The sequence below is a fragment of the Mesorhizobium sp. U510 genome (assembly GCF_059180695.1).
In genome coordinates this window covers 6,954,144-6,975,000 of the sequence record NZ_CP180532.1, presented here as the reverse complement: position 1 = coordinate 6,975,000, position 20,857 = coordinate 6,954,144, and the positions used below count along the sequence as shown (strand labels likewise).

Here is a 20,857-nt window from a genome sequence, read left to right as displayed (position 1 = left end):
CAAGCTCTGAATCGAAGCCCCAGTAAACGGCGGCCGTAACTATAACGGTCCTAAGGTAGCGAAATTCCTTGTCGGGTAAGTTCCGACCTGCACGAATGGCGTAACGACTTCCCCGCTGTCTCCAGCATAGACTCAGTGAAATTGAATTCCCCGTGAAGATGCGGGGTTCCTGCGGTTAGACGGAAAGACCCCGTGCACCTTTACTATAGCTTTACATTGGCATTCGTAGTGGCATGTGTAGGATAGGTGGTAGGCTTTGAAACCTGGGCGCCAGCTCAGGTGGAGCCACCCTTGAAATACCACCCTTATTACTATGGATGTCTAACCGCGGCCCGTTATCCGGGTCCGGGACAATGTATGGTGGGTAGTTTGACTGGGGCGGTCGCCTCCTAAAGAGTAACGGAGGCGCGCGATGGTGGGCTCAGAACGGTCGGAAATCGTTCGCTGAGTGCAATGGCATAAGCCTGCCTGACTGCGAGACTGACAAGTCGAGCAGAGACGAAAGTCGGTCATAGTGATCCGGTGGTCCCGCGTGGAAGGGCCATCGCTCAACGGATAAAAGGTACGCCGGGGATAACAGGCTGATGACCCCCAAGAGTCCATATCGACGGGGTTGTTTGGCACCTCGATGTCGACTCATCGCATCCTGGGGCTGGAGCAGGTCCCAAGGGTATGGCTGTTCGCCATTTAAAGCGGTACGTGAGTTGGGTTCAGAACGTCGTGAGACAGTTCGGTCCCTATCTGCCGTGGGTGTAGGAATATTGAAAGGATCTGTCCCTAGTACGAGAGGACCGGGATGGACGGATCTCTGGTGGACCTGTTGTGGCGCCAGCCGCATAGCAGGGTAGCTATATCCGGACGGGATAACCGCTGAAGGCATCTAAGCGGGAAACCCACCTTAAAACGAGTATTCCCTGAGAACCGTGGAAGACGACCACGTTGATAGGCCGGGTGTGGAAGAGCGGCAACGCTTGAAGCTTACCGGTACTAATAGTTCGATCGGCTTGATCGTTCTCATTCCTTATGCTCATCTGACAAGGTCAGATGGTTTGTTCTCACTCACGCTTGTTCCGCCCTGCGGGCGGCGCTACGTGGGTGCGGTGCATCAGCGCCGACGGTCGGTCGACCTTGCGAAGCTTCGCTTCGAAAGGCGCCAAGATCAAAGAACGTCCAAGGCACAAAAAACAGCTTCTCGAACAACGTGCGTTTTGCCGACCTGGTGGTTATGGCGGAGCGGCTGCACCCGATCCCATTCCGAACTCGGCCGTGAAACGCTCCAGCGCTGATGGTACTTCGTCTCAAGACGCGGGAGAGTAGGTCGCTGCCAGGTCTGCTAAACGCACGTTGAACTCACATCCAATCGGATGTCAGTGAAATCTTCTCTCTACGAACAAGGCCCGCCAAGGGACCACGGGCCGCGTAAGCGGCCCTTTCATTTGGTGAGCCATCTACCTATTTGTAGGCTTGCGCTTACATCCAATGGTGACGCGGGGTGGAGCAGCCCGGTAGCTCGTCAGGCTCATAACCTGAAGGTCACAGGTTCAAATCCTGTCCCCGCAACCAAATACAAAAGAGCCCGCCCTCGTGCGGGCTCTTTTGTATTCAGCCGTGGTGCCCGGCGAGTTAACGCTCATCAGCCGTCCGCAACGAGGCCTTGCCGACGCCGCCGGTCAGAAACGCAAAGCCTCTCCCCAAAACCAAATCATAAACGGCCCGCCTGGCTCAAACCAGCGGGCCGTTTTGCGTTTGGGCACGATCGAAACACGGCTAAGGCCAAAGCGTTCCGATGTAAGCCTCCACTGACATTGCGTGCTGTGTGTGGAGTCACCCCCTGGCGACGCCGCGTGCTCGCTTTCGCTCGGCCGCGGCGAGCAATTCGACGAAGGCGCGCACCTTGGCGGGCCGGAAGCGGGCCGGCGGGAACACCGCGTGGATGCCGCCGGTCGGCAAGGTCCACTGCGCGAATATCCGCACAAGCCGACCCCCGACGATATCCTCATCGACCGCATAGTCAGGAAATATGCCCAGACCGATGCCGGCGAGCACGCAAGCATAGGCCGCCGGGCTTTTGTCGCAGACGACGACGGGATTGAGTTCGGTCAGCACCGTGTCGCCGTCCTTAGAGAACAACCATTGGCCGACGCCGCGCAGCTGGGCATTGCCGACCCAGGCCAGCGATCGCGCCTGGTTCGGGTTCGCATCCGCGGGCAGGTCTGCCGCAAAGGCTGGGCTCGCAACGACGATCTGTTGAATCGTGCCCAGTCGCCGCGCCTGGTTAGAGGAATCAGCAAGCCAGCCGACGCGGATGCCGAGATCGATCTGCTCGTCGACCAGATTGCTCACCGCGTCGTCGAAGATCGCTTCGACGCGCATCTGCGGATAGGCTTTCAGATATGCCGCCATGACCGGCGCCACCACTCTGGTGCCGTAGTCGAGCGGCGCGGTCAGCCTCAGCGTTCCGCTCGGCTCGACCGCTGCCTGCGAAATCTCGCCATAGGCCGACTCCGCCTCACGCAGGATGATCATCGCGCGATCATAAAAGAGGCGACCGTCTTCCGTCGGGGTGACGCGCCGCGTCGTGCGCTGCAGCAGCGTCGCGCCCAGTTCCTCTTCGAGCCTGCCGACTTGATGGCTGACCACGGCCTTGGCGACGCCAAGCCGGTCCGCAGCTGATGTGAACGAGCCGGTTTCCATAACGGTGGTGAAGTAGACGAGCCGATTGAGGTTCAGAAGGTCGGCCAAGGTGACTGCTTTTGTCTGATCAAATCAGACAGTTTGTATTATTGAGCGCTGTTTATAGCAAGACCTCCGCCTGCCACATACGGCCAAGACTTTTTGGCGGCCCGTCAGCCGACAGTCCGTACCAAGGAAGGCAGCGCTCGTGAGTAATTCAGACGTGACTTACCTTTTCGATCCGCTCTGCGGCTGGTGCTACGGCGCCACGCCGATGCTGGACAGGCTGTCGGCCAGCGGCGTGCGCATCGAGCCGCTGGCGACCGGGCTGTTCTCCGGCGCCGGTGCGCTGCCGATGGATAAAGGCTTTGCCGCACATGGGCGAACGACCAGCGCATCGAGCGTCTGACCGGACAGGCATTCACGCAGGCCTATCAGCGCAATGTCCTCGGCATCCGTGGCACTTTGCTCGACTCGCATGCGGCAACCCTCGGCATCAGCGCCGCCGGACTGGAAGATCCCAGCCGACGGCTCACAGCACTGAAGGCGATCCAGCGTGCGCGCTATGTCGACGGCCGAGATATCGTGACTGCCGAAGGCGTAGCCGCCGTGCTCGCCGATACCGGCATGGCCGATGCCGCCGCCATGCTGAGGAAGCCGGCCGAAACCGTGCTGACGGTTCATGCCGAACTGGTCGGCCGTGGCCGAGCGCTGTTCCAGCGCCTGCATGCCAACGGCGTGCCTTCGCTGGCAGTCATCCGCAACGATGCACCGCGGCTCATCGGTTCGAATGCGCTGTTTGGCAGCTTCGACAATCTCGTCGCCCATATCGCGGCGGCGTGATCCACAACTGACCTCCAACAAGGACTGGAAAAGGACATGGCAAAAGTCGCTCTCATCGGCGCATCGGGCGCTGTCGGTTCGCGCCTGCTCAAGGAACTCTCGGACCGTGGCCATACGGTCACCGGCATTGCCCGCCACCCCGAAAAAATCGCCGCACTGCCCCGTGTGACGGCCAGGAAGGGCGATGTCTTCGACAAGGAAGGTCTCGCCAGGCTGATCCAGGGGCATGATGTGGTGATCAGCGCCGTGCATTTCGTTGACAGCGACCCCGACACGCTGATCGCCGCAGTGCGTGCTTCCGGCGTCAAGCGCTATCTCATTGTCGGCGGCGCCGGCAGCCTTGAGGTCGCGCCCGGTAAAAGGCTGGTCGACACGCCCGAATTCCCTGCGATCTACAAGGCCGAGGCACAGAAGGGCGCCGACTTCCTCGACAAGCTGAAAACCGTCGGCGACCTCGATTGGACGTTCCTGTCGCCCTCCGCCATGTTCGTACCGGGCGAGCGCACCGGCAAATACCGTCTTGGCAAGGACACGCTACTGGCCTCGGACAAGGGCAGCAGCATCTCCTTCGAGGACTACGCCATCGTCATGGTCGACGAGATCGAGAAGCCGGCCCACATCAGGCAGCGTTTTACGGTCGGCTATTAATCAGACGGCAGCGGCCGTGTCTCGATCGGGACCGGCCGACGCCAGCCGCATCAGGGCTTCGCGGACGCCGACGCGCCGATAGGTTTCGGTGACGAGGCCGTCCTGTCTCAGCTCCTGGCGGCGGCGTTCGACGAAGGCGCGTTCCTCGGCGCTCAAATCGTGCTCGCGGGACTCCTTCCCCATCAACGTCGGTGCCGCTAATGTTCCAGACTTCGCGGAGGACAGATCATGGAGCAGAGCCGGCTGTCGAAGAAGGAGCGGCATGAGCTCATCCTGTCGGAAGTGCGCCGCTCGGCCTCGATCCGTGTTTCCAGGCTCGCTTTGCGCCTGGGTGTCGCCGGCGAAACGATCCGGCGCGACCTTATCGAGCTTGGCGATGCGGGGTTGCTCAACCGAACCTACGGCGGTGCGACGATCTCGCTGGCGACATCCGAGCCGGTGATCGCCGAGCGCAGCCAGACCATGATCGAGGAGCGTGCGCGGATCGGGCGCGGTGCGGCCGGACTGGTTGAGAAGGGCCAGATCGTGATGATCGATGGCGGCTCGACGACCTATGAGGTGGCGCGCGGTCTCTCGCAGCTGAGGCGGGAGCTGACGATCATCACCAACTCCATCGGCGTGGCCTCGGTGACCGGCGCCAATCCGAGCTTTCGGGTCATCCTGTGCCCCGGCACCTATGACAGCCGAGAAGCCAGCGTGGTCGGTGAGGATACGGTGGAATTCGTCAGGCGCTACAATGCCGACATTGCCATCATCGGAGCATCGAGCCTGTCCGCGGACGGGCCCAGCGACATGATCTCGGGGGCGGCGGCGGTCAAGCGGGCTATGATCTCTCGCGCGCTGTCCACAGCGCTTGTGGTGACCAACGACAAGTTCGGCCGCAACAGCCTCGAACGGATCTGCGCTCTCAGAGCGCTTTCCGACATCGTCACGGATCGTGAGCCGCAACCGGCGCTGCGCGCGGTCATCGAAGCGGCCGGAACGGAACTTCACGTCTGTAGCGGCGACTGAACGGGTCTTCCGACTGTCTATGCGCCGCCGGCCATCGTCGCCCGCAACCAGGCCGTGATGGCATCGAAGTCGATCGGCTTCGTCGTGTCGACGTCGAAGAGCGGTCCGCGCCGCAGCGGCTCGGCGCGCTTGGCGAGCTCGATCAGTTCGGGAATATAGGCGGCACCGGGATGGCCAGCGGGGCGCTGGTCGAGGCGGGCGCCATAGCGCTCGGCGAGCACCTTGCTGGGCGCGTGGCACCAGATTTCGAAAGTCTGCTCGACGCCGGCATTTCGCAGATGATCCTCGAGAACCTCGCGCGGCTGGAAGCCGAACCAGGCATCGACGATGAAGGTGGTGCCGGCCGGCGCTTCGCCGACCACCGACCAGATCGCCTGGTAGCTGCCGCGGCCCAGCGTGCGGTTGAACAGGCGGTCGCCGCCGCCGAGCACTTCGAGAAAGGGGTTCTTGATCGTGTCGAGCGCCAGCAGCGGCCAGCCCATGCGATGGGCGATGCCGCGCGAGACGGTGCTCTTGCCGCTGGCGGGGATGCCGTTGACGAGCACGGCGCGCCGCAGGCGGCTGGACTGGGTCGAGGGCGACGTGTGCTGGTCCCCCGCCAGTGCCTGGAGGCCGGCGCCGATCACGCCGGCGTCGTCGCCGAGTTGTGCTGCTTCGACCTGGCATTGGTACCAGGGTGCCAGCGCCGGCGCGCGGCCGAGTGCTGCGTGAGCCGCCCGGCCAAGGCCGCCGCCAAGCAGCACCAGATCGGGAGCGAGCATGGCAACGGTGGTGTCGATGGCGGCACGCAATGGTTTCGCCCAGGCATCAAGAATGCCGCGCGCCTGGGTGTCTCCCGCCGCATCGCGGGCAAAGAGCTGATCGACAGAAATGTCGGCGCCGAGCCCGGCGCGCGCAATATGACGGCCGAGCGCGGTGCCCGAACTGGTGGTCTCGACGCAGCCGCGACGGCCGCAGGCGCAGACCTCGCCATTGACGTCGACGGTGATGTGGCCGAGCTGGCCCGCCGTTGCCGAACCACGCGTGATCCGCCGATCCTGGGCGACGGCGCCGCCAATGCCGGTGCCGATGGTGAACATGACGATGTTGCCATGGCCGCGCCCGGCGCCGAGCGCCATCTCGGCGGCCAGCGCCATGTTGCAGTCATTGTCGATGACGACAGGCTTGCCTGTCATGTCTTCCAGGCGCTGGGCCAGCGCAACCGAGGCGAGGTTGACATAGCCGCCCGACAGGACCGCGCCGCGCCGCGCATCGACGCGGCCCGGAACGCCGACGCCGATGGCCTTCACGTCCGGCGTGTCGAGAAGGCGCACCATGTCTGCGATGCGGCCGAGCACCAGCTCCGGGTCGGGCGCGCTTTTTTCGGAAACGCGCTTGAGGATTTCACCGGTGCCGGAAATGCGGGCGGCACGCAGATTGGTGCCGCCGATATCTATTCCTATGCTCTGAGGCATGGCGTCCTGCATCTGTGTTCACGCAATTCCGGACGCAAAGCCGCTGCACACTTTCGCTGGAACAGCTCTCGTCCAACGCAGCTGTCAGGCAGCGGCTTTCTGCCGGTAGTGCCCGATCACGGCCTGGATTTCACGCAATCGCGGCACTGCGATGGTCTTAAGCCTTTCGCGCTGGATGTCACGGTCAAGCGAGATGCAATCCTTCCACAGCGAGCGGCCGGCGATGACGCCCGAGGCGCCATTCTGCATGGCGATCTCGACCTGGCCGAGAAAGGTCGCGTGGTTGACGCCGGCCGAAAGCACCGCCCACGGCACCTCGCCGGCCATTTTGGTGATGTTGGCGCAGGCTTCCGCCGTTCCGGGGTAGGGAAGCTTCAGCACCTTGGCGCCACACTCCAGCGAAATCCTGGTGCCTTCCTCGACAAGCCATGGCGTCTTGGCCGCATAGTCCTCGGGGCTTTCCCCGTCGAGCTGGTAGGTCAGGAACTCGACGACCAGCAGCAGGTCTTCCTGGCCGAAATCGGCGATGCACTGGCGCAGGATGGCGATGTTGTGGTCGTTGGCTTCAGGCTTGTCGGCCCGCAGATACACCATGATCTTGCCGCCGGTGCCGCCGAGTGCGCGGACGCGGCGCGCGTCGATGCCGGGAACGAGGCGCGACAGGCGGTAACCTTCGGGAGAGATATCGAAACCGGAAGCGTCGAGGCCGATGAGCAGCGCCGTATCGCGGTTCAAGACGCCTTCGTCGACAATGCGCGGCACCGCGCAGAGCGGGTCGAGCAGCACGCAGGACGCCGCACTGGCGAGGTAGCGCGTGATGTCGGCCTTGGTGTCGCCGAGCATGTCATTGGTGATCTTGGCCTGTTCGTCCGGGTCCGACGCCAGCAAGGTCCGCATGCCGCCGCGCTGGTCGCAGGCGATGGCCACCATGGCCCCGTCCTTGCCACATATCTGCTGGTAGCCGCGCAGTTCCGCGGTGGTCATCTTGGTCATGGTCTCAATCCGATGTTGGCGCTCTCTAGACGAAGGGCGCGGATCCCGTGGAAACAACGATGTTCAGTTCTGCCCGCCTGCCGGCAGGAAGCCGCGACGCGCCATCGCCTTCGAAGAAAGCGCCTCGCCGGGCTCGCGGCCCGCGAGCCGCCGCACGTTGCGAGTTGGCTGGATTTGCGCGATAACTCCCGTCGGCCTATGTGTATGTAACACGTTGCTGAAAGGAATTGCAAGCTGTCTTCCCCTCCCATCCAGGATGCGACCGCATCGCGGACGATGCTGCACACGGTGGCCAAGCTGCATTATGTGGAGGAGATGTCGCAGGTCGATATTGCTCGCCGGCTCGGCGTCTCCACCGCGACGATTTCGCGCTTGCTGCAGCGGGCGCGGGCCGAGGGCATTGTCCGCATCGAGGTTCTCGACCTGGCAACGCCGGAGGACATCACCAGGCAGCTGATCGACGGCTTGAAATTGCGCGATGCCGCTGTGGTCGAGACGCCGGCGGCGGGCACGCTTGCGGCGCTCGCCGCACCCCTTGGCGGGTTGCTCAGGCAGGCGCAGCTGGTGGCGGGCTCCGTCGTCGCCATCGGCTGGGGGCGCGCCGTGCGCGAAGTCATCCGGGCCGGCCTGCCGCGGATGCCTGGCGTGCTGACCGTGGCCGCCACCGGCGGCATGCAGCAGCAGGCGGCGCATTTTCAGGTCAATGAATTCGTGCGGCTTGCCGCCGAGGAGTTCGGCGGCACGCCGCATTTCATCCATGCCCCCTATCTGCCGTCCAGCGAATTGCGCGAGGTCTTCCTGCGCGACACCGCCATCCGCGATGCCGTCGCTTTGTGGGAGAGGACCGATGTCGCGATCGTCGGTATCGGCCTGCCGCATGCCATCAATGCCCCAGAGGCGAGCGCCGCCACGCCGAGCGAGCAGGCGCTGGTTCATGCCGCCGGTGACGTGCTTCGCCACTACTTCGATGCCGAGGGCACGCTGATTGCCTGGGAAGGGGAGAGCCGGATGATCGCCATGTCGCCGGCGCAGTTGCGCGCGGTGCCACTGGTCATCGGCCTTGCCGCGTCGCCGGAAAAGGCGACGGCAATTATTGCAGCCGTTCGCGCCGGTCTCATCAACACGTTGGTGACGGATACCAAGACGGCGCAGGCCATCCTCGCAGCGCTCGCGTAACGAATAGTCCAGGCAGGACGCCGTCACGAAAACCAGTTGTGCCGCCGAAAGCCCCGGGTGATAGTTGACCGGGGCTCTGCGGAGCAATCGGATGTCGTACGGTGTGAAAAGCCCGGCGCTACCAACTCGGAAAAACCGAGTTGCAATTTATTTCTGCAAAGTGTTACAAGTTCGAACGCCCGCCGGCAAGGCGAGGCGTGGGACACAGTTTGCCGGACCTCGCGGAGGCTAGGAACGAGGCTGTGGCCAGGTGCGCCGGCGACTGACCGGCCGACATATCGACTGGAGGGCGCTTGGGAGGAGCTGCCCGCAAAAGGCAAACAGGCGTTCCCGGCCGTCGGCATCCGAACGGATGACGGCCATTCCAATGTCACTTGCAAACGGCAGATCTGCCAACAATGAGGAGGATGTCATGAAGAAGATCGTTGCCGCGCTCGCGGCGCTCGCCGTCAGTGCCACGGTGCTGATTGCGCCCGCGCAGGCGCAGGACAAGAAATACACCATTGCGCTCATTCCCGGCCTGACCACCGACGGCTTCTACATCACCATGCGCAAGGGCGCCCAAGCGGCGGCCGACGCGCTTGGCGTCAACCTGGTCTTCCAGGGTGCGCCGGACTTCAACCCGGTCACCCAGGTGCCGGTGCTCGACGCGGTCATCGCCAAGAAGCCGGATGCAATCCTGATCGCGCCGACCGACAAGGTTCAGCTGGTCGAGCCGCTGCGCAAGGCCAATGACGCCGGCATTCCGGTCATCACGGTCGACACTTTCATCGGCAGCGGCGTCTACCAGACCGGCGCCGGCGATGCCGATTTCCCGCTGTCTTACATCGCGTCGGACAATGTACTGGGTGGCGAGATCGCGGCGCGGGCTCTGGCCACGTCCATTGGCGACAAGGGCAAGGTCTACGTCTCGAACGTCAAGCCCGGCATCTCGACCACTGACCAGCGCGAAGAAGGCTTCAAGAAGGAGATGGCCAAGCATCCGGGCATCACCGTGCTGGAAACCCAGTTCAATGACGACGACGCCAACAAGGCGGCTTCGCAACTGCAGGCGGTGTTCGCGCGCAATCCCGATCTGGTCGGTGTCTTCGGTGCCAATCTGTTCTCGGCGCTGGGTGCCGCCAACGGCGTCAAGCAGGCGGGACAGACCGGTACGGTCAAGGTCGTCGCCTTCGATGCGCCGACCAGCATCGTCGACAACATCAACACCGGCCTGGTCGACGTGGCGATCGCCCAGCATCCGGCCGAGATCGGCTATTACGGCGTTGTCTCGGCCTATGCCCACCTGACCGGCCATTCGATCCCAGTCACGATCGGCACCGGCTTCACGATCATGGACAAGTCCAACATCGCGGACCCGAACATCTCGAAGTATCTCTACTCCGAGTAAGTCCAGCACAGTCTGGCTCCTCCCGGTCCGCCGGGGGGAGCCTGCACCGGGTCCCTCGCCAAACGAGACCTGTCTGAAGGCGCCGCGGAGTATCCATGACCTCGACATCACCAGCCCAGCCTGCCGAGAAGCATGTCGCCCCTCAGGCCGATCATGGCGATCCGGCCCGAAGCCTGGTCGCACGCATCGCCGAAGGGCGCGCTTGGCTGTTCCTGGCCGGACTGCTCATCTGTTTCGAGGTCTGGTCGCGGCTCGCCTTCGGCGCGACCTTCGTCCTCAATCCATTCAACCTGCAGTCCATCGCCATCTTCGCCGTGGCGCCGCTGCTGCTGGCGACCGGGCAGACCTTCGTCATCATTTCCGGCGGCATCGACCTGTCGCTCGGCTTCATCATGGGGCTGGCCGCCGTCATCGCCGCGCATGCCACCAACATGGCGGGCGCCGCCATTCCCCTGCCGCTGGCCATGCTGGCGGGCATCCTTGCCTCGGTGATCGTTGCCGGCGTGCCGGGTGTTATCAACGGCCTGCTGATCTCGCGGCTCAAGGTGCCGCCCTTCATCGGTACGCTCGGCATGTTCGGCGTCGCGCGCGGCGCCGCCTTCCTGCTTGCCGGCGGCACCACCGTGCCGGTGCAGAATTCCTGGTTCGCGCTGCTCGGCAACGGCAAGTTCTATGGCGTGCCCTATCTGGTGCTGATCACCGCGGTCTTCGTCATCGTCATGCACTACCTGCTCAGCCAGACCCGGTTCGGCCAGCACAATTATGCCATCGGCGCCAATGTGCAGGCAGCGCGGCGGGCCGGCATCGACATCAGGGGCCACATATTGCGGCTCTACGTGCTGTCGGCGATGTGCGCCGGCCTCGGCGGCGCGCTCTATGCCGCGCGCTTCACGGCGGGCGCGGCGCAGGCGGGCGAGCCACTGCTGCTCGACAGCGTCGCGGCGGTGGTCATCGGCGGCGCCAGCCTGTTCGGCGGCTCCGGCACCATTTTCGGCACGGTCGCCGGCGCGCTGGTGATCGCGGTCATCCAGTACGGGCTAGTCTTCGTCAATGTCGAGCCGTTCTGGCAGTTCATCGCCGTCGGCGTCGTCATCATCATTTCCGTCCTTATCGACCAGGCGCAGCGCCGGTTCAGTGGAGCCCGTCAGGATGAATAGCACCAACCAGAACGCACCCCTGCTGGAAGTCCGGAATCTCTCCAAGCATTTCGGCGCCGTGCGTGCGCTCAACGACTTCTCCATGGCCGTGCGGCCGGGCGAAGTGGTGGCGCTGGCCGGTGACAACGGCGCCGGCAAGACGACGCTGATCAAGGCGATATCGGGCGTGTTCCAGCCGACTGGTGGCGAGATCCTGTTGCGGGGTCAGCCGGTGACGTTCGCGACGCCACAGGAGGCGCGCGAGAAGGGCATCGAGACGATCTACCAGGATCTGGCGCTCGCCGACAATCTGTCGATCGGCGCCAACATCTTCCTTGGCCGCGAACCGATTCGCAAGGCGTTCGGCTTCCTGCCGGTGCTCGACCGCAAGGCGATGGCCGAAGCGGCCAAGGCAACGATGGGACGGCTCGACTTCCATGTCAGCCGGCTCGAGGCCCCGGTCAGTAATTTCTCCGGCGGCCAGCGCCAGGCCGTCGCCATCGGCCGCGCCGTCTACTGGGATGCGCAGATCCTGATCATGGACGAGCCGACGGCCGCGCTTGGCGTGCCGGAGCAGCGCAAGGTGATCTCGCTGATCCACCAGCTCAAGGCGCAAGGGCGCGGCGTGATCTTCATCTCGCACAATCTGCAGGACATCTTTGCTGTGTCGGACCGTATCGTCGTGCTGCGGCGCGGCATCCAGGCCGGCGAGCGCAAGATCTCCGAGACCAACCATGACGAGGTCGTCAAGCTGATGGTCGGGGGCTAAGCTGTGTTGATGTTCTGCCGGCCTGCAGACGCTCGGCCTGACCTGAATCTCAACACACCTTAGATCGTCAATGCTTAGCCGGCATCGCGATCGGTCAGCGCGATGTGGCAGCAGCCGGAGCCGTGGCCGGGCGTCCAGGTGACGTTCTGGAAGCGCACGCCGGTCGCCTCGAACAGACCGCGGTCGAAGGCGCCGGCGATGCGGCAAAGCGTGCTTTTCGTCGCCGACGCCAGCCTCGACCCAGGCATCCTTCAACGGGCAGCGCTTGACCCTGAAGGCGATGCGGTCATCGCCGCGTTCGACATCGGTCGGATACATCAGGCCGCCATCCGGGCTGACCGCCAGGAAGGCCTCGCCGATCGCAGGCGCATCATTGGCGCCGAAGCTGGCGAAGGCGGCCGCCGCCACTTCCTTGCCGCGCTGCTCGATGGCGCGGATCATGATCGCCTCGGCCTTGTCAGAACCCAGCTCTCCGGTCAGTTCTTCGAGGAAAGGGGATAGAGATCGGCGCGATTGCGGAAGGCGGAATCGAGTTCACGCGACAGCTTTTCGGCTCTGCCTTCAGGGTCGGTCATGATGCGTCCTGTGTGGTTCTTTTGAGCCTTGGTGCTGCCGCCACCAACGCCTTGCCGATGGCTGACTGCGGGGCGTCGATGACGGCGCGGGCATCGCCGCTCTCGGCGATCCGGCCGGCATCGAGAAGGATGACGCGGTGGGCGACGGCGCGCACGACGCCGAGATCATGGGAAATAAAGAGATAGGCGATCCGTTCCTGCCTTTGCAGGTCGAGCAAAAGGTCGAGGATCTGTCCACGCACCGAGACGTCGAGTGCCGAGACCGCTTCATCGAGCACGATCAGCGATGGTTTTGTGGCGATGGCGCGGGCAATGGCGACGCGCTGTCGCTGGCCGCCGGAGATTTCGTGGATGGCGCGGGGCGCGAGATCGGCCGCCAGCCCGACACGCTCGAGCAAGGCGGCGATGCGGTGTGGGCGCTCGGAGCGGGAGGCGATGCCGTGGATGCGCAAGGGATCGTCGAGGACATGCGCCACCGTGGCGCGCGGGTTGAAGGCGGCCAACGGATCCTGGAACACCATTTGCAGACGCGCGCGGCGTGCGCGCAACGCAGCACCACTCAAGGCGAGGAAATCATTGTCCTCGAATTCAATGGCGCCGGCGTCCGGCTCGACCAGGCGCAGCACCAGCCGCGCGATCGTCGACTTGCCGCTGCCGGAAGGGCCGGCCAGCGCCAGTGTTTCGCCGGGCTCGATGTGAAAAGACACGTCGTCGACTGCAATGACGGTCTTGCCGCCGCGCCGGTAGTGTTTGGTGAGGTTGGACACTGCGAGCAGGCTCATGCGGGGAGCCCGGCTCGGTTCAGCAATGGTGCGGCGTCGAGGCCGATATGGGCGTCGAGCAAGGTGCGGGTGTAGGCTTGAGTTGGGGCGTCGACAATTTGTGCCGTCGCGCCAAGTTCGACGAGTTGGCCATGGCGGAACACGGCGATACGCTCGGCGAGTTCGGCCGCCAGCGCGATGTCATGGCTGATGAACAGCAGCGTCATGCCGTCCTCGGCCACCAGCCGCCGGATCAAGGCGACGATCTCTGCCTGCACGATGGTGTCGAGCGCGCTGGTCGCCTCGTCGGCGATCAGCAGTTTCGGCCCGGCCGCAATGGCCGCGGCAATCGCCACGCGCTGCTTCTGACCGCCGGAGAGCTGGTGCGGGAAGGCGTGCAGGGCCGAGTCCGGGTCGGGCAGGCGGACGCGTTCGAGCAAGGTTTTGGCCTTGGCGTATGCCTGGGACCAGGTGAGGCCGAGATGGGTGCGGGCGACTTCGGCGATCTGTTTGCCGATGGTCATCACGGGATCGAGGCTGGCGGAAGGGTCCTGGAAGACGAAGCCGATGTCGCGGCCAAGGAGGGGCGGGCGACCAAGGCCGGACCATTCAATTCTTCCGCCAACCGCTGAAGAAGCCGGCAGCAATCCCGCAATCGCCAGCGCCAGCGTGCTCTTGCCGGAGCCGCTTTCGCCGATGATGGCCAGGCGCTCGCCAGCCACGATGTCGAGGCTGATGTTCCTCAGCGCCGCCACTGCGTTGCCGTCGCGGCGATAGGTCACCGTCAGGTCGCGGATCGAAGCGAGCGCGCTCACGACAGACTTCGCCTGACCGCCGTCGTCTCGACAATGCCTTCACCGGCGAGATAGACGCCGAGCACGGTCAGCACCAGCGCAATACCTGGCACGATCGACAGGAAGGGCGCGGTACGCAGCACGGCGCGGCCTTCGGCGATCATGCCGCCCCAGGTGACGCGGTTGGGGTCGCCGAGGCCGAGGAAGGACAGCGCCGCTTCGGTGAGGATGGCGGCGGCGACGATCACCGAGGACATTGCCAGCACCGGCGGCAAGGCGTTGGGCAGCACTTCGCGAAAGGCGATTTCGAGCGAAGGCATGCCGATGGCACGCGCGCTGGCGACATAATCGCGTTCGCGAATGGAGAGGACTTCCGCGCGGGCGACACGGGCAGGCCCGGTCCAGGTGCCGAGCGCTATTGCCGCAACGACGATGCCGAGCGACGGGCCGACGACGCTGACGAAGGCCAGCGCCAGCAGGAAGCTCGGCACGGTCTGGAAGGCATCGGTGATGCGCATCAGCACCTCGTCGACGAGGCCGCCGGCAAAGCCGGCAAGCGTCCCGACCACCGCGCCGATGGCAAGTGCCGCCGCAGCAGCAGCAAGGCCGACAGCGAGCGAGGTGCGGGCGCCGTGGAAGAGTTCGGCCAGCACGTCGCGGCCGAGCCGATCGGTGCCGAGCGGCAGCGACCAATCCTGGAAAGGCGGCAGCAGCGCCGGGCCGGCGATGGCTTGCGGATCGCCGGGAAACAGCAGCGGTGCGATGAGCGCCATCGCAATCAATGCGGCCAGCAGGATGGCGCCAGCGACCGCCTCGGGCGTGCGCAGGAAACGGCGGAGCGGGCTCATGCGCCGGCCTCGCCGGCGCCGACGCGCGGATCGAGGAAAGCATAGGCGATGTCGACCAGCAGGTTGATGACGACGACCAGGACGGCGCTGGTGAGGATGATGCCGAGCAGCAGAGGCGTGTCGCGCGAAGCCACCGCTTCCTGCGCCAGCCGCCCAAGGCCGGGCACGGAAAACACGCTCTCGATGACGACGCTGCCGCCCAGCATCTGCGCCGATTGCAGGCCGAGCATGGTGACCAGCGGCAGCAGCGCATTGCGGGCGACGTGGGCGAGCACGACGCGGCGGCGCGACAGCCCCCTGGCGCGGGCGGCGAGGACAAAATCCTGCCGCCAGGCTTCGGCCATGCCGGCGCGCATCATGCGCAGGTAGAGCGCGAGGTAGATGAAGCCGAGTGCGGCCACCGGCAGGATGAGATGGATGGCGATGTCGGCGGCGCGGTCGAGGCCGGTCTTGTCCGAGGCGAGCGTCTCGATGCCGCCGATCGGCAGCCAGCGCAGGTCGACGGCGAAGACGGCGATCAGCACCAGGCCGAGCCAGAAACCCGGTACGGCATAGAGGGCCAGCGAGCCGATCGACAGGAAGCGATCGCGGGCGCTGCCGGGCCTTGCGCCGGCGTAGATGCCGAGGGCGGAACCCAGCCCGAAGGACAGCGCGGTGGCGCTGACCATCAGCAGCAGTGTGTTGGGCAACCGTTCGAGAATCACGTCGCGGATCGGCCTGGAGAAGGTCACCGACTGGCCGAGATCGAGATGCAGCAGCGCCCAGAGATAATTGGCGAGCCGCGTCAGTTCCGATTGGTCGAGGCCCCAGCGATGGCGCAGCATTTCGATCATGCCGGCGTCGCCGCCGGTCGACACGATATAGGCGTCAACGGCATCGCCGGGGGCGGCTTCGAGCAGCAGGAACGTGCCGATGACAACGATCAGCAGCACGAAGACGCTGCCGACGAGACGGCGGCGGAGAAGGATGAGGGCGCGGGTCATGTTGGCTTACCCTCCCCCTTGTGGGGAGGATCGCTCCGCAAAGCGGAGCGGGGTGGGGGTCTCTTTCAGGCCTGCGCCACACCCCCCACCCCGCCGACCGGCTGCCGCTTCGCGGCATCCACTCGTCGACCCTCCCCACAAGGGGGAGGGTGAAGCCGGCAGCCTTACCCGGCAAGATAGAGGGATGCGCGAAGGGACTCTCATCGCCGATGATGAGCACTCGCCCAAACGATGCGCAAGCATCCCGTGACGATCTTGCTAGCCCGCCAGATACGTGTCCGCCCAGTTCGACACCGCCCAGCGCGGATTGTTGGCGATGTTGCCCACCGTGTCGCGCGCGACGCTGATGAAACTCCATTCGGCGACGTTGATCAGCGGCAGGTCGGCGGCCACCTCCTTCTGGAACTCCTTGTAGAGGTCGGTGCGGGCCGTCGTGTCGAGCGTCTCGGACGCCTTGGCGATCAGCGCGTCCAGCGCGGCGTTCTTGTAGCCGCCCTGGTTGGAGAACGGCACACCGTCGGGAATCCCGCTCTGCACCAGGATGGTGGTCGAAATCGCCGGGTCGCCGCGGAACACAGGCGGGCCGACGGCGAGGTCGAAGGCGTGGTCGGTGTAGACGGCCTTGATGTGCGCGGCGGAGTCGTTGTTGACCAGTTGCGCGTCGATGCCGATGGCCGCGAGCGCCTGGCGCAGATAGTCGCCGAACTGCTTGGTCTCGTTGAAATAGGGCGCCGGCAAAAGTTTGAGCGAGAAGCGCTTGCCGTCAGCGCCCTTCTTGTAGCCGGCCTCGTCGAGCAGCGCGTTGGCCTTGGCGACGTCGAAGGCATAGGTCGGGACATCGGCGGTGTAGAACTGCGGATCGTTCTTCGGCACCGGGCCGGTGGCGGTCGCGGCATAGCCGAGGAACACCGTCTTGACGACGAAGTCCTTGTCGATCGCATGCGCGATCGCCTGGCGCACTTTCAAATCGGCCAGTTCCTTGCGGCGATGGTTGATCTCGACGACGAGCTGGTAGGTCAGCCCCTCATAGCCCTTGGTGATCACCTTCAGGCCCGGCACCTTGGAGATGCGGTCGAGGTCGGCCAGCGGCACGGCGGAGAAGGCGGCAAGCTGGATCTCCTCGGCTTCCAGCGCGCTTGCCGCGGACGTGCGGTCGGGCAGCACCTGGTAGATGATCTCGTCGAGATAGGGTTCGTCCTTGCCCCAATAATCGGTGTTCTTCGTCAGTCGGTAATACTGGCCGGCCTTGTACTCGCCGAACTTGAACGGGCCGGTGCCGATCGGCGCGGTGTTGGCCGGGTTGTCCTCGATCTTGCCGACCTCGTAGATGTGCTTGGGCACGACGCTCGACAGCGCCGGCAGCGCGTTGCGGATCAGCTGGAACGGCGTCGGCTTGGCGAATTTGAACACGGCGGTGAGATCGTCGGGCGTCTCGACGCTGGCCAGATCCTTGAACACGGTGCGGCCGAGATTCTGCAGCGGTTTCCAGATCTGCAGCGCCGAGAAGGCGACATCGGCCGAGGTGAACGGCTTGCCGTCATGCCATTTGACGCCGTCGCGCAGCTTGAACGTCGCCGACAACCCGTCGGCGGCACCTTCCCAGCTCAGCGCCAGGCGTGGCGCGAGCCCGTCCTTACCGTCGAAGGAGGCTTCGGCCAGCGTCTCGACGATCTTGCTGGAGATGAAGAAGACGCCGTTGGAGGCGACGATCGCCGGGTTGAGGTTGCGCGGCTCGGAATCGGCGGCGAGCACCAGCCGGCCGCCCTTCTTCGGCGTCTGCGCCAAGGCCAATTTCGGCATGGCCGTGGAGGCCAGCAGCATCGCCGAGCCGGCAAGCATCTTGCGTCTCGAGATCGTGAAACCTGACATGATCGAACTCCGTCCTCTGCGCGACCCGATCGGCGCGACAACACCCCTCGGATGCCGGCGCGTGCATCCTTGCGACAGTGATTATGAGCCTTGTCATGGGTTTCGCCAGAGACGGAATTGGCGCATCCTGGCTTGGCTTTGAAATTTTCGTCCGCTGGACCAGTTTAAGAGAACGGCTCAATTCGATCTATCTGGTAAGACCAGATTTGGCGAATACGCGACAGATGACGAGTTGGTGACCGTTTGGCTGCGCCGTTGGTAGATTTCTGGCTAGACCAGAGCGGGCAAAATGGTGCAGATTTGATCCACAGCCAAGGGATTGGGAGCGAAACAGCGCCGATCACAGGCAAATTCAGGGAGAGAGAGATGAACATTGCGCCGGGCAAGAATGCCGTCAGCAATATTCCGTTCGACCAGGCCAGGGTCGACCGGCTGATGGAGGAGGCCGGCATCGATGTGCTGCTCGCGACCTCCAAGCACAACACGCAGTATCTGCTGGGCGGTTACAAATTCATCTTCTTTGCCGCCATGGATGCGATCGGCCATAGCCGCTACCTGCCGATCGTCGTCTACGAAAAAGGTGGACCGGAGCACGCGGCTTATATCGGCAACCGCATGGAAGGCGGTGAGCATCAGAACAACCCGTTCTGGACGCCGACGCTGCATGCCGCCTGCTGGGGCACGCTCGATGCCGCCAACCTCGCCGTCGAACATCTGCAAAAGATCGGCAAAGCGGGTGCGCGCATCGGCATCGAACCAGGCTTCCTGCCGTCGGACGCCTACACGCTGATCCGCAAGGCATTGCCGGAAGCGAAGCTGATCGACGCGACCGACATGCTGGAGCGCATGCGCGCCATCAAGACCGACGCGGAGCTGGAGAAGCTTCGCACCGCCTCCGAGCTGATCACCGATTCCATGCTGGCGACCATCGCCTGGGCGCGCGAAGGCACGACCAAGGCCCAGATGATCGAGCAGATCAGGCGCGAGGAGACCAATCGCGGCGCGCATTTCGAATATTGCCTGCTGACGCTGGGCTCCAGCCACAACCGCGCCGCCTCGCCGCAGGCGTGGAAGAAGGGCGAGGTGCTGTCGATCGATTCCGGCGGCAATTATCACGGCTATATCGGCGACCTCTGCCGCATGGGCATTCTGGGCGAGCCTGATGCCGAGCTTGAGGATCTGTTGGCCGAGGTCGAAACCGTGCAGCAGGCGGCGTTCTCCAAGGTGAAAGCCGGCACGCTGGGTGGAGACATGATTTCGCACGCCGAGGGCGTGCTGAAGAAATCCAAGGTCGCGCCCTATACGGATTTCTTCGCCCACGGCATGGGCCTGATCACGCATGAGGCGCCGTTCCTGATGACGAACCACCCGGTGGCCTATGAAGGTACTTATGCGGACAAGCCGCTGGAGAAGAACATGGTGCTGTCGGTCGAGACGACCATGCTTCACCCGACGCGCGGGTTCATCAAGCTGGAGGATACGCTGGCGGTCACGGAGACTGGTTATGTGATGTTCGGTGATCGCGGGCGCGGGTGGAACAGGGGCGGGACCCTATAAAGGAAGGCCGGCGCCGCCCCTCATCCGCCTGCCGGCACCTTCTCCCTGTAGAACGGGGAGAACACCCCGTTGTCCAGGAAAGTTACTTCCCGCCCGCCGGAATCAGCCTGAAATCCGGCAACTCCCGCAACACTAGTTCCGGTCCAGCCGGCGAATAAACAACGAACAGCTGCATTGGCCCGTCGCCCGTATTCAGCGTCGAATGGAAGCGGCTCTCCGGCACATAGATGGTGCAGCCGGGGCCGACCTTCGCGACCACCGGATTGCCCTTCTCGTCCTCGACCATCTGCTCGCCATGGCCGGAGATAACGAAGATGATTTCCTCGGCGCCCGGATGGTTGTGGCGGGTGTGGCCCTTGCCGGAGGGCAGGTCGACGACACCGCCGGAAAAGCGGGTCGCGCCGTTAACTTCCGGAGCGACCGTCAGCGCCAGTCGGCCCCAATCGAAGCCGAAGGCGCTGACGTCCTTCGGATAGACAAACACCTTGCTCTTGTCGGTCATGGTCTCATCCCTTCTTTTTCTTTGGTTTGGTCTTCTCACCACCGAGCGTCACCGCTTTGAAATCGGCTGTCTGCCTGGCGATCGCCGCCTCCGCCGGCAGCCGTTCCATCGAGCTTGCACCATAGAAACCATGCAGGCCTTTGCAGCGGTCGAGGATGTAGCGGGCATCGTCCGGCATCGAGATCGGGCCGCCATGGCAGAGCAGGATGACGTCCTTGCGCACCGAGCGGGCGGCATCAGCGATGGCGTCGATCGCGACGACGCAATCGTCGAGCGATTTGGCCGAGGTGGCGCCGATCGAGCCACCGGTCGTCACACCCATATGGGCGACCACGATGTCGGCGCCGGCCTTGGTCATGGCGCGCGCCTCGTCGGGATTGAAGACATAGGGGGTGGTGAGCAGATCGAGCTTGTGCGCCTCGGCGATCATGTCGACCTCGAGCCCGAAGCCCATGCCCGTCTCCTCGAAACTCTGCCGCATGCTGCCGTCGAACAGGCCGATGGTCGGAAAATTCTGCACGCCGGAAAAGCCCATCGTCTTCAGCTCGGCCAGAAGCAGCGGCATGATGACGAACGGGTCGGTGCCGTTGACGCCGGCCAGCACCGGCGTGTGCCTGACCACCGGCAGCACTTCATAGGCCATTTCCTTGACGATCTCGTTGGCATTGCCATAGGCGAGCAGGCCGGCGGCCGAGCCGCGCCCGGCCATGCGGTAGCGGCCGGAGTTGTAGATGATGATCAGGTCGATGCCGCCGGCCTCCTCGGCCTTGGCCGACAGGCCGGTGCCGGCGCCACCGCCGACGATCGGCACGCCCTTGTCGATCATTCCCCTGAATTTCTTCAGTATGTCCTTGCGCGGTATTGCGGGCATGTCT

20 protein-coding genes, 1 tRNA gene, 2 rRNA genes and 1 pseudogene (1 of these 24 running past the window's edge) are annotated in these 20,857 nt (G+C 64.3%); 12 read left to right on the top strand and 12 right to left on the bottom strand.

Annotated features, from left to right (window positions below; all coding sequences use genetic code 11):
• The 3 genes from ACLGL5_RS35850 to ACLGL5_RS35840 form a co-directional block, all read left to right on the top strand.
• Nucleotides 1-1,012: ribosomal RNA gene (locus tag ACLGL5_RS35850) — 23S ribosomal RNA — on the top strand; it begins 1,788 nt to the left of the window's first position.
• Nucleotides 1,013-1,215: 203 nt separating this feature from the next.
• A 5S ribosomal RNA gene (gene rrf / locus ACLGL5_RS35845) occupies nucleotides 1,216-1,330 on the top strand.
• A 156-nt stretch (nucleotides 1,331-1,486) separates the two neighbouring features.
• Nucleotides 1,487-1,563: transfer RNA gene (locus ACLGL5_RS35840), tRNA-Met, on the top strand.
• Nucleotides 1,564-1,824: 261 nt separating this feature from the next.
• Here ACLGL5_RS35840 and ACLGL5_RS35835 read toward each other — a convergent pair.
• Nucleotides 1,825-2,742, bottom strand: coding sequence for a LysR family transcriptional regulator (locus tag ACLGL5_RS35835; protein ID WP_019861331.1), 918 nt, complete (start codon nucleotides 2,740-2,742; stop codon nucleotides 1,825-1,827).
• 139 nt (nucleotides 2,743-2,881) lie between these two features.
• On the opposite strand from ACLGL5_RS35835, the gene ACLGL5_RS35830 reads away from it, so the two are divergent.
• Genes ACLGL5_RS35830 through ACLGL5_RS35820 form a run of 3 tightly spaced genes read left to right on the top strand, consistent with a single transcriptional unit; the run spans nucleotide 2,882 to nucleotide 4,164 of the window.
• A complete protein-coding gene (locus ACLGL5_RS35830) occupies nucleotides 2,882-3,082 on the top strand; it encodes a hypothetical protein (RefSeq protein ID WP_245307242.1) in 201 nt (66 codons plus the stop codon).
• 56 nt (nucleotides 3,083-3,138) lie between these two features.
• Nucleotides 3,139-3,516, top strand: a complete 378-nt coding sequence (locus tag ACLGL5_RS35825; RefSeq protein ID WP_245307240.1) for a hypothetical protein — start codon at nucleotides 3,139-3,141, stop codon at nucleotides 3,514-3,516.
• Between the two features lie 36 nt (nucleotides 3,517-3,552).
• Entirely contained in the window at nucleotides 3,553-4,164 is a 612-nt protein-coding gene (locus ACLGL5_RS35820) for an NAD(P)-dependent oxidoreductase (RefSeq protein ID WP_069093190.1), read from the top strand.
• Here ACLGL5_RS35820 and ACLGL5_RS35815 read toward each other — a convergent pair whose 3' ends face one another.
• Nucleotides 4,165-4,347, bottom strand: a complete 183-nt coding sequence (locus ACLGL5_RS35815) for a hypothetical protein (RefSeq protein ID WP_019861327.1) — start codon at nucleotides 4,345-4,347, stop codon at nucleotides 4,165-4,167.
• Nucleotides 4,348-4,392: 45 nt separating this feature from the next.
• Here ACLGL5_RS35815 and ACLGL5_RS35810 point away from each other — a divergent pair, with 45 nt between their 5' ends.
• Complete coding sequence (locus tag ACLGL5_RS35810) at nucleotides 4,393-5,175, top strand: DeoR/GlpR family DNA-binding transcription regulator (protein WP_069093189.1); 783 nt, start codon at nucleotides 4,393-4,395, stop codon at nucleotides 5,173-5,175.
• Nucleotides 5,176-5,192: 17 nt separating this feature from the next.
• Here ACLGL5_RS35810 and ACLGL5_RS35805 read toward each other — a convergent pair whose 3' ends face one another.
• Nucleotides 5,193-6,629 carry an ROK family protein gene (locus ACLGL5_RS35805; protein ID WP_245307238.1) on the bottom strand — a complete coding sequence of 479 codons (1,437 nt, stop codon included), beginning with the start codon at nucleotides 6,627-6,629 and terminating at the stop codon, nucleotides 5,193-5,195.
• Between the two features lie 84 nt (nucleotides 6,630-6,713).
• Nucleotides 6,714-7,622, bottom strand: a complete 909-nt coding sequence (locus ACLGL5_RS35800) for a tagatose-bisphosphate aldolase (RefSeq protein ID WP_069093187.1) — start codon at nucleotides 7,620-7,622, stop codon at nucleotides 6,714-6,716.
• Nucleotides 7,623-7,898: 276 nt separating this feature from the next.
• Here ACLGL5_RS35800 and ACLGL5_RS35795 point away from each other — a divergent pair, with 276 nt between their 5' ends.
• The 4 genes from ACLGL5_RS35795 (at nucleotide 7,899) to ACLGL5_RS35780 (ending at nucleotide 12,093) form a co-directional block, all read left to right on the top strand.
• Nucleotides 7,899-8,798, top strand: a complete 900-nt coding sequence (locus ACLGL5_RS35795; protein ID WP_019861322.1) for a sugar-binding transcriptional regulator — start codon at nucleotides 7,899-7,901, stop codon at nucleotides 8,796-8,798.
• 412 nt (nucleotides 8,799-9,210) lie between these two features.
• Nucleotides 9,211-10,188, top strand: a complete 978-nt coding sequence (locus ACLGL5_RS35790) for an ABC transporter substrate-binding protein (RefSeq protein WP_027047417.1) — start codon at nucleotides 9,211-9,213, stop codon at nucleotides 10,186-10,188.
• 95 nt (nucleotides 10,189-10,283) lie between these two features.
• A complete protein-coding gene (locus ACLGL5_RS35785) occupies nucleotides 10,284-11,345 on the top strand; it encodes an ABC transporter permease subunit (protein ID WP_019861320.1) in 1,062 nt (353 codons plus the stop codon).
• A complete protein-coding gene (locus ACLGL5_RS35780) occupies nucleotides 11,338-12,093 on the top strand; it encodes an ATP-binding cassette domain-containing protein (RefSeq protein WP_069093186.1) in 756 nt (251 codons plus the stop codon). The genes ACLGL5_RS35785 and ACLGL5_RS35780 overlap by 8 nt, the downstream gene beginning before the upstream one ends.
• A 270-nt stretch (nucleotides 12,094-12,363) precedes the next feature.
• Here ACLGL5_RS35780 and ACLGL5_RS35775 read toward each other — a convergent pair.
• The 6 genes and pseudogenes from ACLGL5_RS35775 to ACLGL5_RS35750 form a co-directional block, all read right to left on the bottom strand.
• Nucleotides 12,364-12,561: pseudogene (locus tag ACLGL5_RS35775) on the bottom strand (L-2-amino-thiazoline-4-carboxylic acid hydrolase); the annotation flags it as partial.
• A 103-nt stretch (nucleotides 12,562-12,664) separates the two neighbouring features.
• Nucleotides 12,665-13,450: an ATP-binding cassette domain-containing protein gene (locus ACLGL5_RS35770; RefSeq protein ID WP_069093185.1), complete on the bottom strand. Its 786-nt coding sequence runs from the start codon at nucleotides 13,448-13,450 to the stop codon at nucleotides 12,665-12,667.
• Complete coding sequence (locus ACLGL5_RS35765) at nucleotides 13,447-14,244, bottom strand: ABC transporter ATP-binding protein (protein ID WP_019861317.1); 798 nt, start codon at nucleotides 14,242-14,244, stop codon at nucleotides 13,447-13,449. Before ACLGL5_RS35765 ends, ACLGL5_RS35770 begins: the two co-directional genes overlap by 4 nt.
• Nucleotides 14,241-15,071: an ABC transporter permease gene (locus ACLGL5_RS35760; protein ID WP_019861316.1), complete on the bottom strand. Its 831-nt coding sequence runs from the start codon at nucleotides 15,069-15,071 to the stop codon at nucleotides 14,241-14,243. The genes ACLGL5_RS35765 and ACLGL5_RS35760 overlap by 4 nt, the downstream gene beginning before the upstream one ends.
• A complete protein-coding gene (locus tag ACLGL5_RS35755; protein WP_019861315.1) occupies nucleotides 15,068-16,054 on the bottom strand; it encodes an ABC transporter permease in 987 nt (328 codons plus the stop codon). The genes ACLGL5_RS35760 and ACLGL5_RS35755 overlap by 4 nt, the downstream gene beginning before the upstream one ends.
• 258 nt (nucleotides 16,055-16,312) lie before the next feature.
• A complete protein-coding gene (locus ACLGL5_RS35750; RefSeq protein WP_038649847.1) occupies nucleotides 16,313-17,923 on the bottom strand; it encodes an ABC transporter substrate-binding protein in 1,611 nt (536 codons plus the stop codon).
• 366 nt (nucleotides 17,924-18,289) lie between these two features.
• Between ACLGL5_RS35750 and ACLGL5_RS35745 the strand changes: the two genes are divergently transcribed.
• Nucleotides 18,290-19,480: a M24 family metallopeptidase gene (locus ACLGL5_RS35745; RefSeq protein WP_038649844.1), complete on the top strand. Its 1,191-nt coding sequence runs from the start codon at nucleotides 18,290-18,292 to the stop codon at nucleotides 19,478-19,480.
• Between the two features lie 82 nt (nucleotides 19,481-19,562).
• On the opposite strand, the gene ACLGL5_RS35740 is transcribed toward ACLGL5_RS35745, so the two are convergent.
• Both ACLGL5_RS35740 and ACLGL5_RS35735 read right to left on the bottom strand, forming a co-directional pair.
• Nucleotides 19,563-19,982 (bottom strand): cupin domain-containing protein, encoded by a 420-nt coding sequence (locus tag ACLGL5_RS35740; RefSeq protein WP_019861312.1) that lies wholly within the window; start codon nucleotides 19,980-19,982, stop codon nucleotides 19,563-19,565.
• A gap of 4 nt (nucleotides 19,983-19,986) precedes the next feature.
• The gene (locus tag ACLGL5_RS35735) at nucleotides 19,987-20,853 is read right to left on the bottom strand and encodes a phosphoenolpyruvate hydrolase family protein (RefSeq protein ID WP_038649841.1); all 867 of its coding nucleotides are present in this window, start codon (nucleotides 20,851-20,853) and stop codon (nucleotides 19,987-19,989) included.
• Nucleotides 20,854-20,857 lie beyond the last annotated feature (4 nt).

Coding starts and splice junctions, on each gene's coding strand:
- ACLGL5_RS35780 (WP_069093186.1), top strand. CDS start 11,338: ATGAATAGCACCAACCAGAACGCACCCCTGCTGGAAGTCCGGAATCTC.
- ACLGL5_RS35750 (WP_038649847.1), bottom strand. CDS start 17,923: ATGTCAGGTTTCACGATCTCGAGACGCAAGATGCTTGCCGGCTCGGCG.
- ACLGL5_RS35735 (WP_038649841.1), bottom strand. CDS start 20,853: ATGCCCGCAATACCGCGCAAGGACATACTGAAGAAATTCAGGGGAATG.
- ACLGL5_RS35770 (WP_069093185.1), bottom strand. CDS start 13,450: ATGAGCCTGCTCGCAGTGTCCAACCTCACCAAACACTACCGGCGCGGC.
- ACLGL5_RS35790 (WP_027047417.1), top strand. CDS start 9,211: ATGAAGAAGATCGTTGCCGCGCTCGCGGCGCTCGCCGTCAGTGCCACG.
- ACLGL5_RS35760 (WP_019861316.1), bottom strand. CDS start 15,071: ATGAGCCCGCTCCGCCGTTTCCTGCGCACGCCCGAGGCGGTCGCTGGC.
- ACLGL5_RS35745 (WP_038649844.1), top strand. CDS start 18,290: ATGAACATTGCGCCGGGCAAGAATGCCGTCAGCAATATTCCGTTCGAC.
- ACLGL5_RS35805 (WP_245307238.1), bottom strand. CDS start 6,629: ATGCCTCAGAGCATAGGAATAGATATCGGCGGCACCAATCTGCGTGCC.
- ACLGL5_RS35810 (WP_069093189.1), top strand. CDS start 4,393: ATGGAGCAGAGCCGGCTGTCGAAGAAGGAGCGGCATGAGCTCATCCTG.
- ACLGL5_RS35815 (WP_019861327.1), bottom strand. CDS start 4,347: ATGGGGAAGGAGTCCCGCGAGCACGATTTGAGCGCCGAGGAACGCGCC.
- ACLGL5_RS35740 (WP_019861312.1), bottom strand. CDS start 19,982: ATGACCGACAAGAGCAAGGTGTTTGTCTATCCGAAGGACGTCAGCGCC.
- ACLGL5_RS35795 (WP_019861322.1), top strand. CDS start 7,899: ATGCTGCACACGGTGGCCAAGCTGCATTATGTGGAGGAGATGTCGCAG.
- ACLGL5_RS35820 (WP_069093190.1), top strand. CDS start 3,553: ATGGCAAAAGTCGCTCTCATCGGCGCATCGGGCGCTGTCGGTTCGCGC.
- ACLGL5_RS35755 (WP_019861315.1), bottom strand. CDS start 16,054: ATGACCCGCGCCCTCATCCTTCTCCGCCGCCGTCTCGTCGGCAGCGTC.
- ACLGL5_RS35785 (WP_019861320.1), top strand. CDS start 10,284: ATGACCTCGACATCACCAGCCCAGCCTGCCGAGAAGCATGTCGCCCCT.
- ACLGL5_RS35800 (WP_069093187.1), bottom strand. CDS start 7,622: ATGACCAAGATGACCACCGCGGAACTGCGCGGCTACCAGCAGATATGT.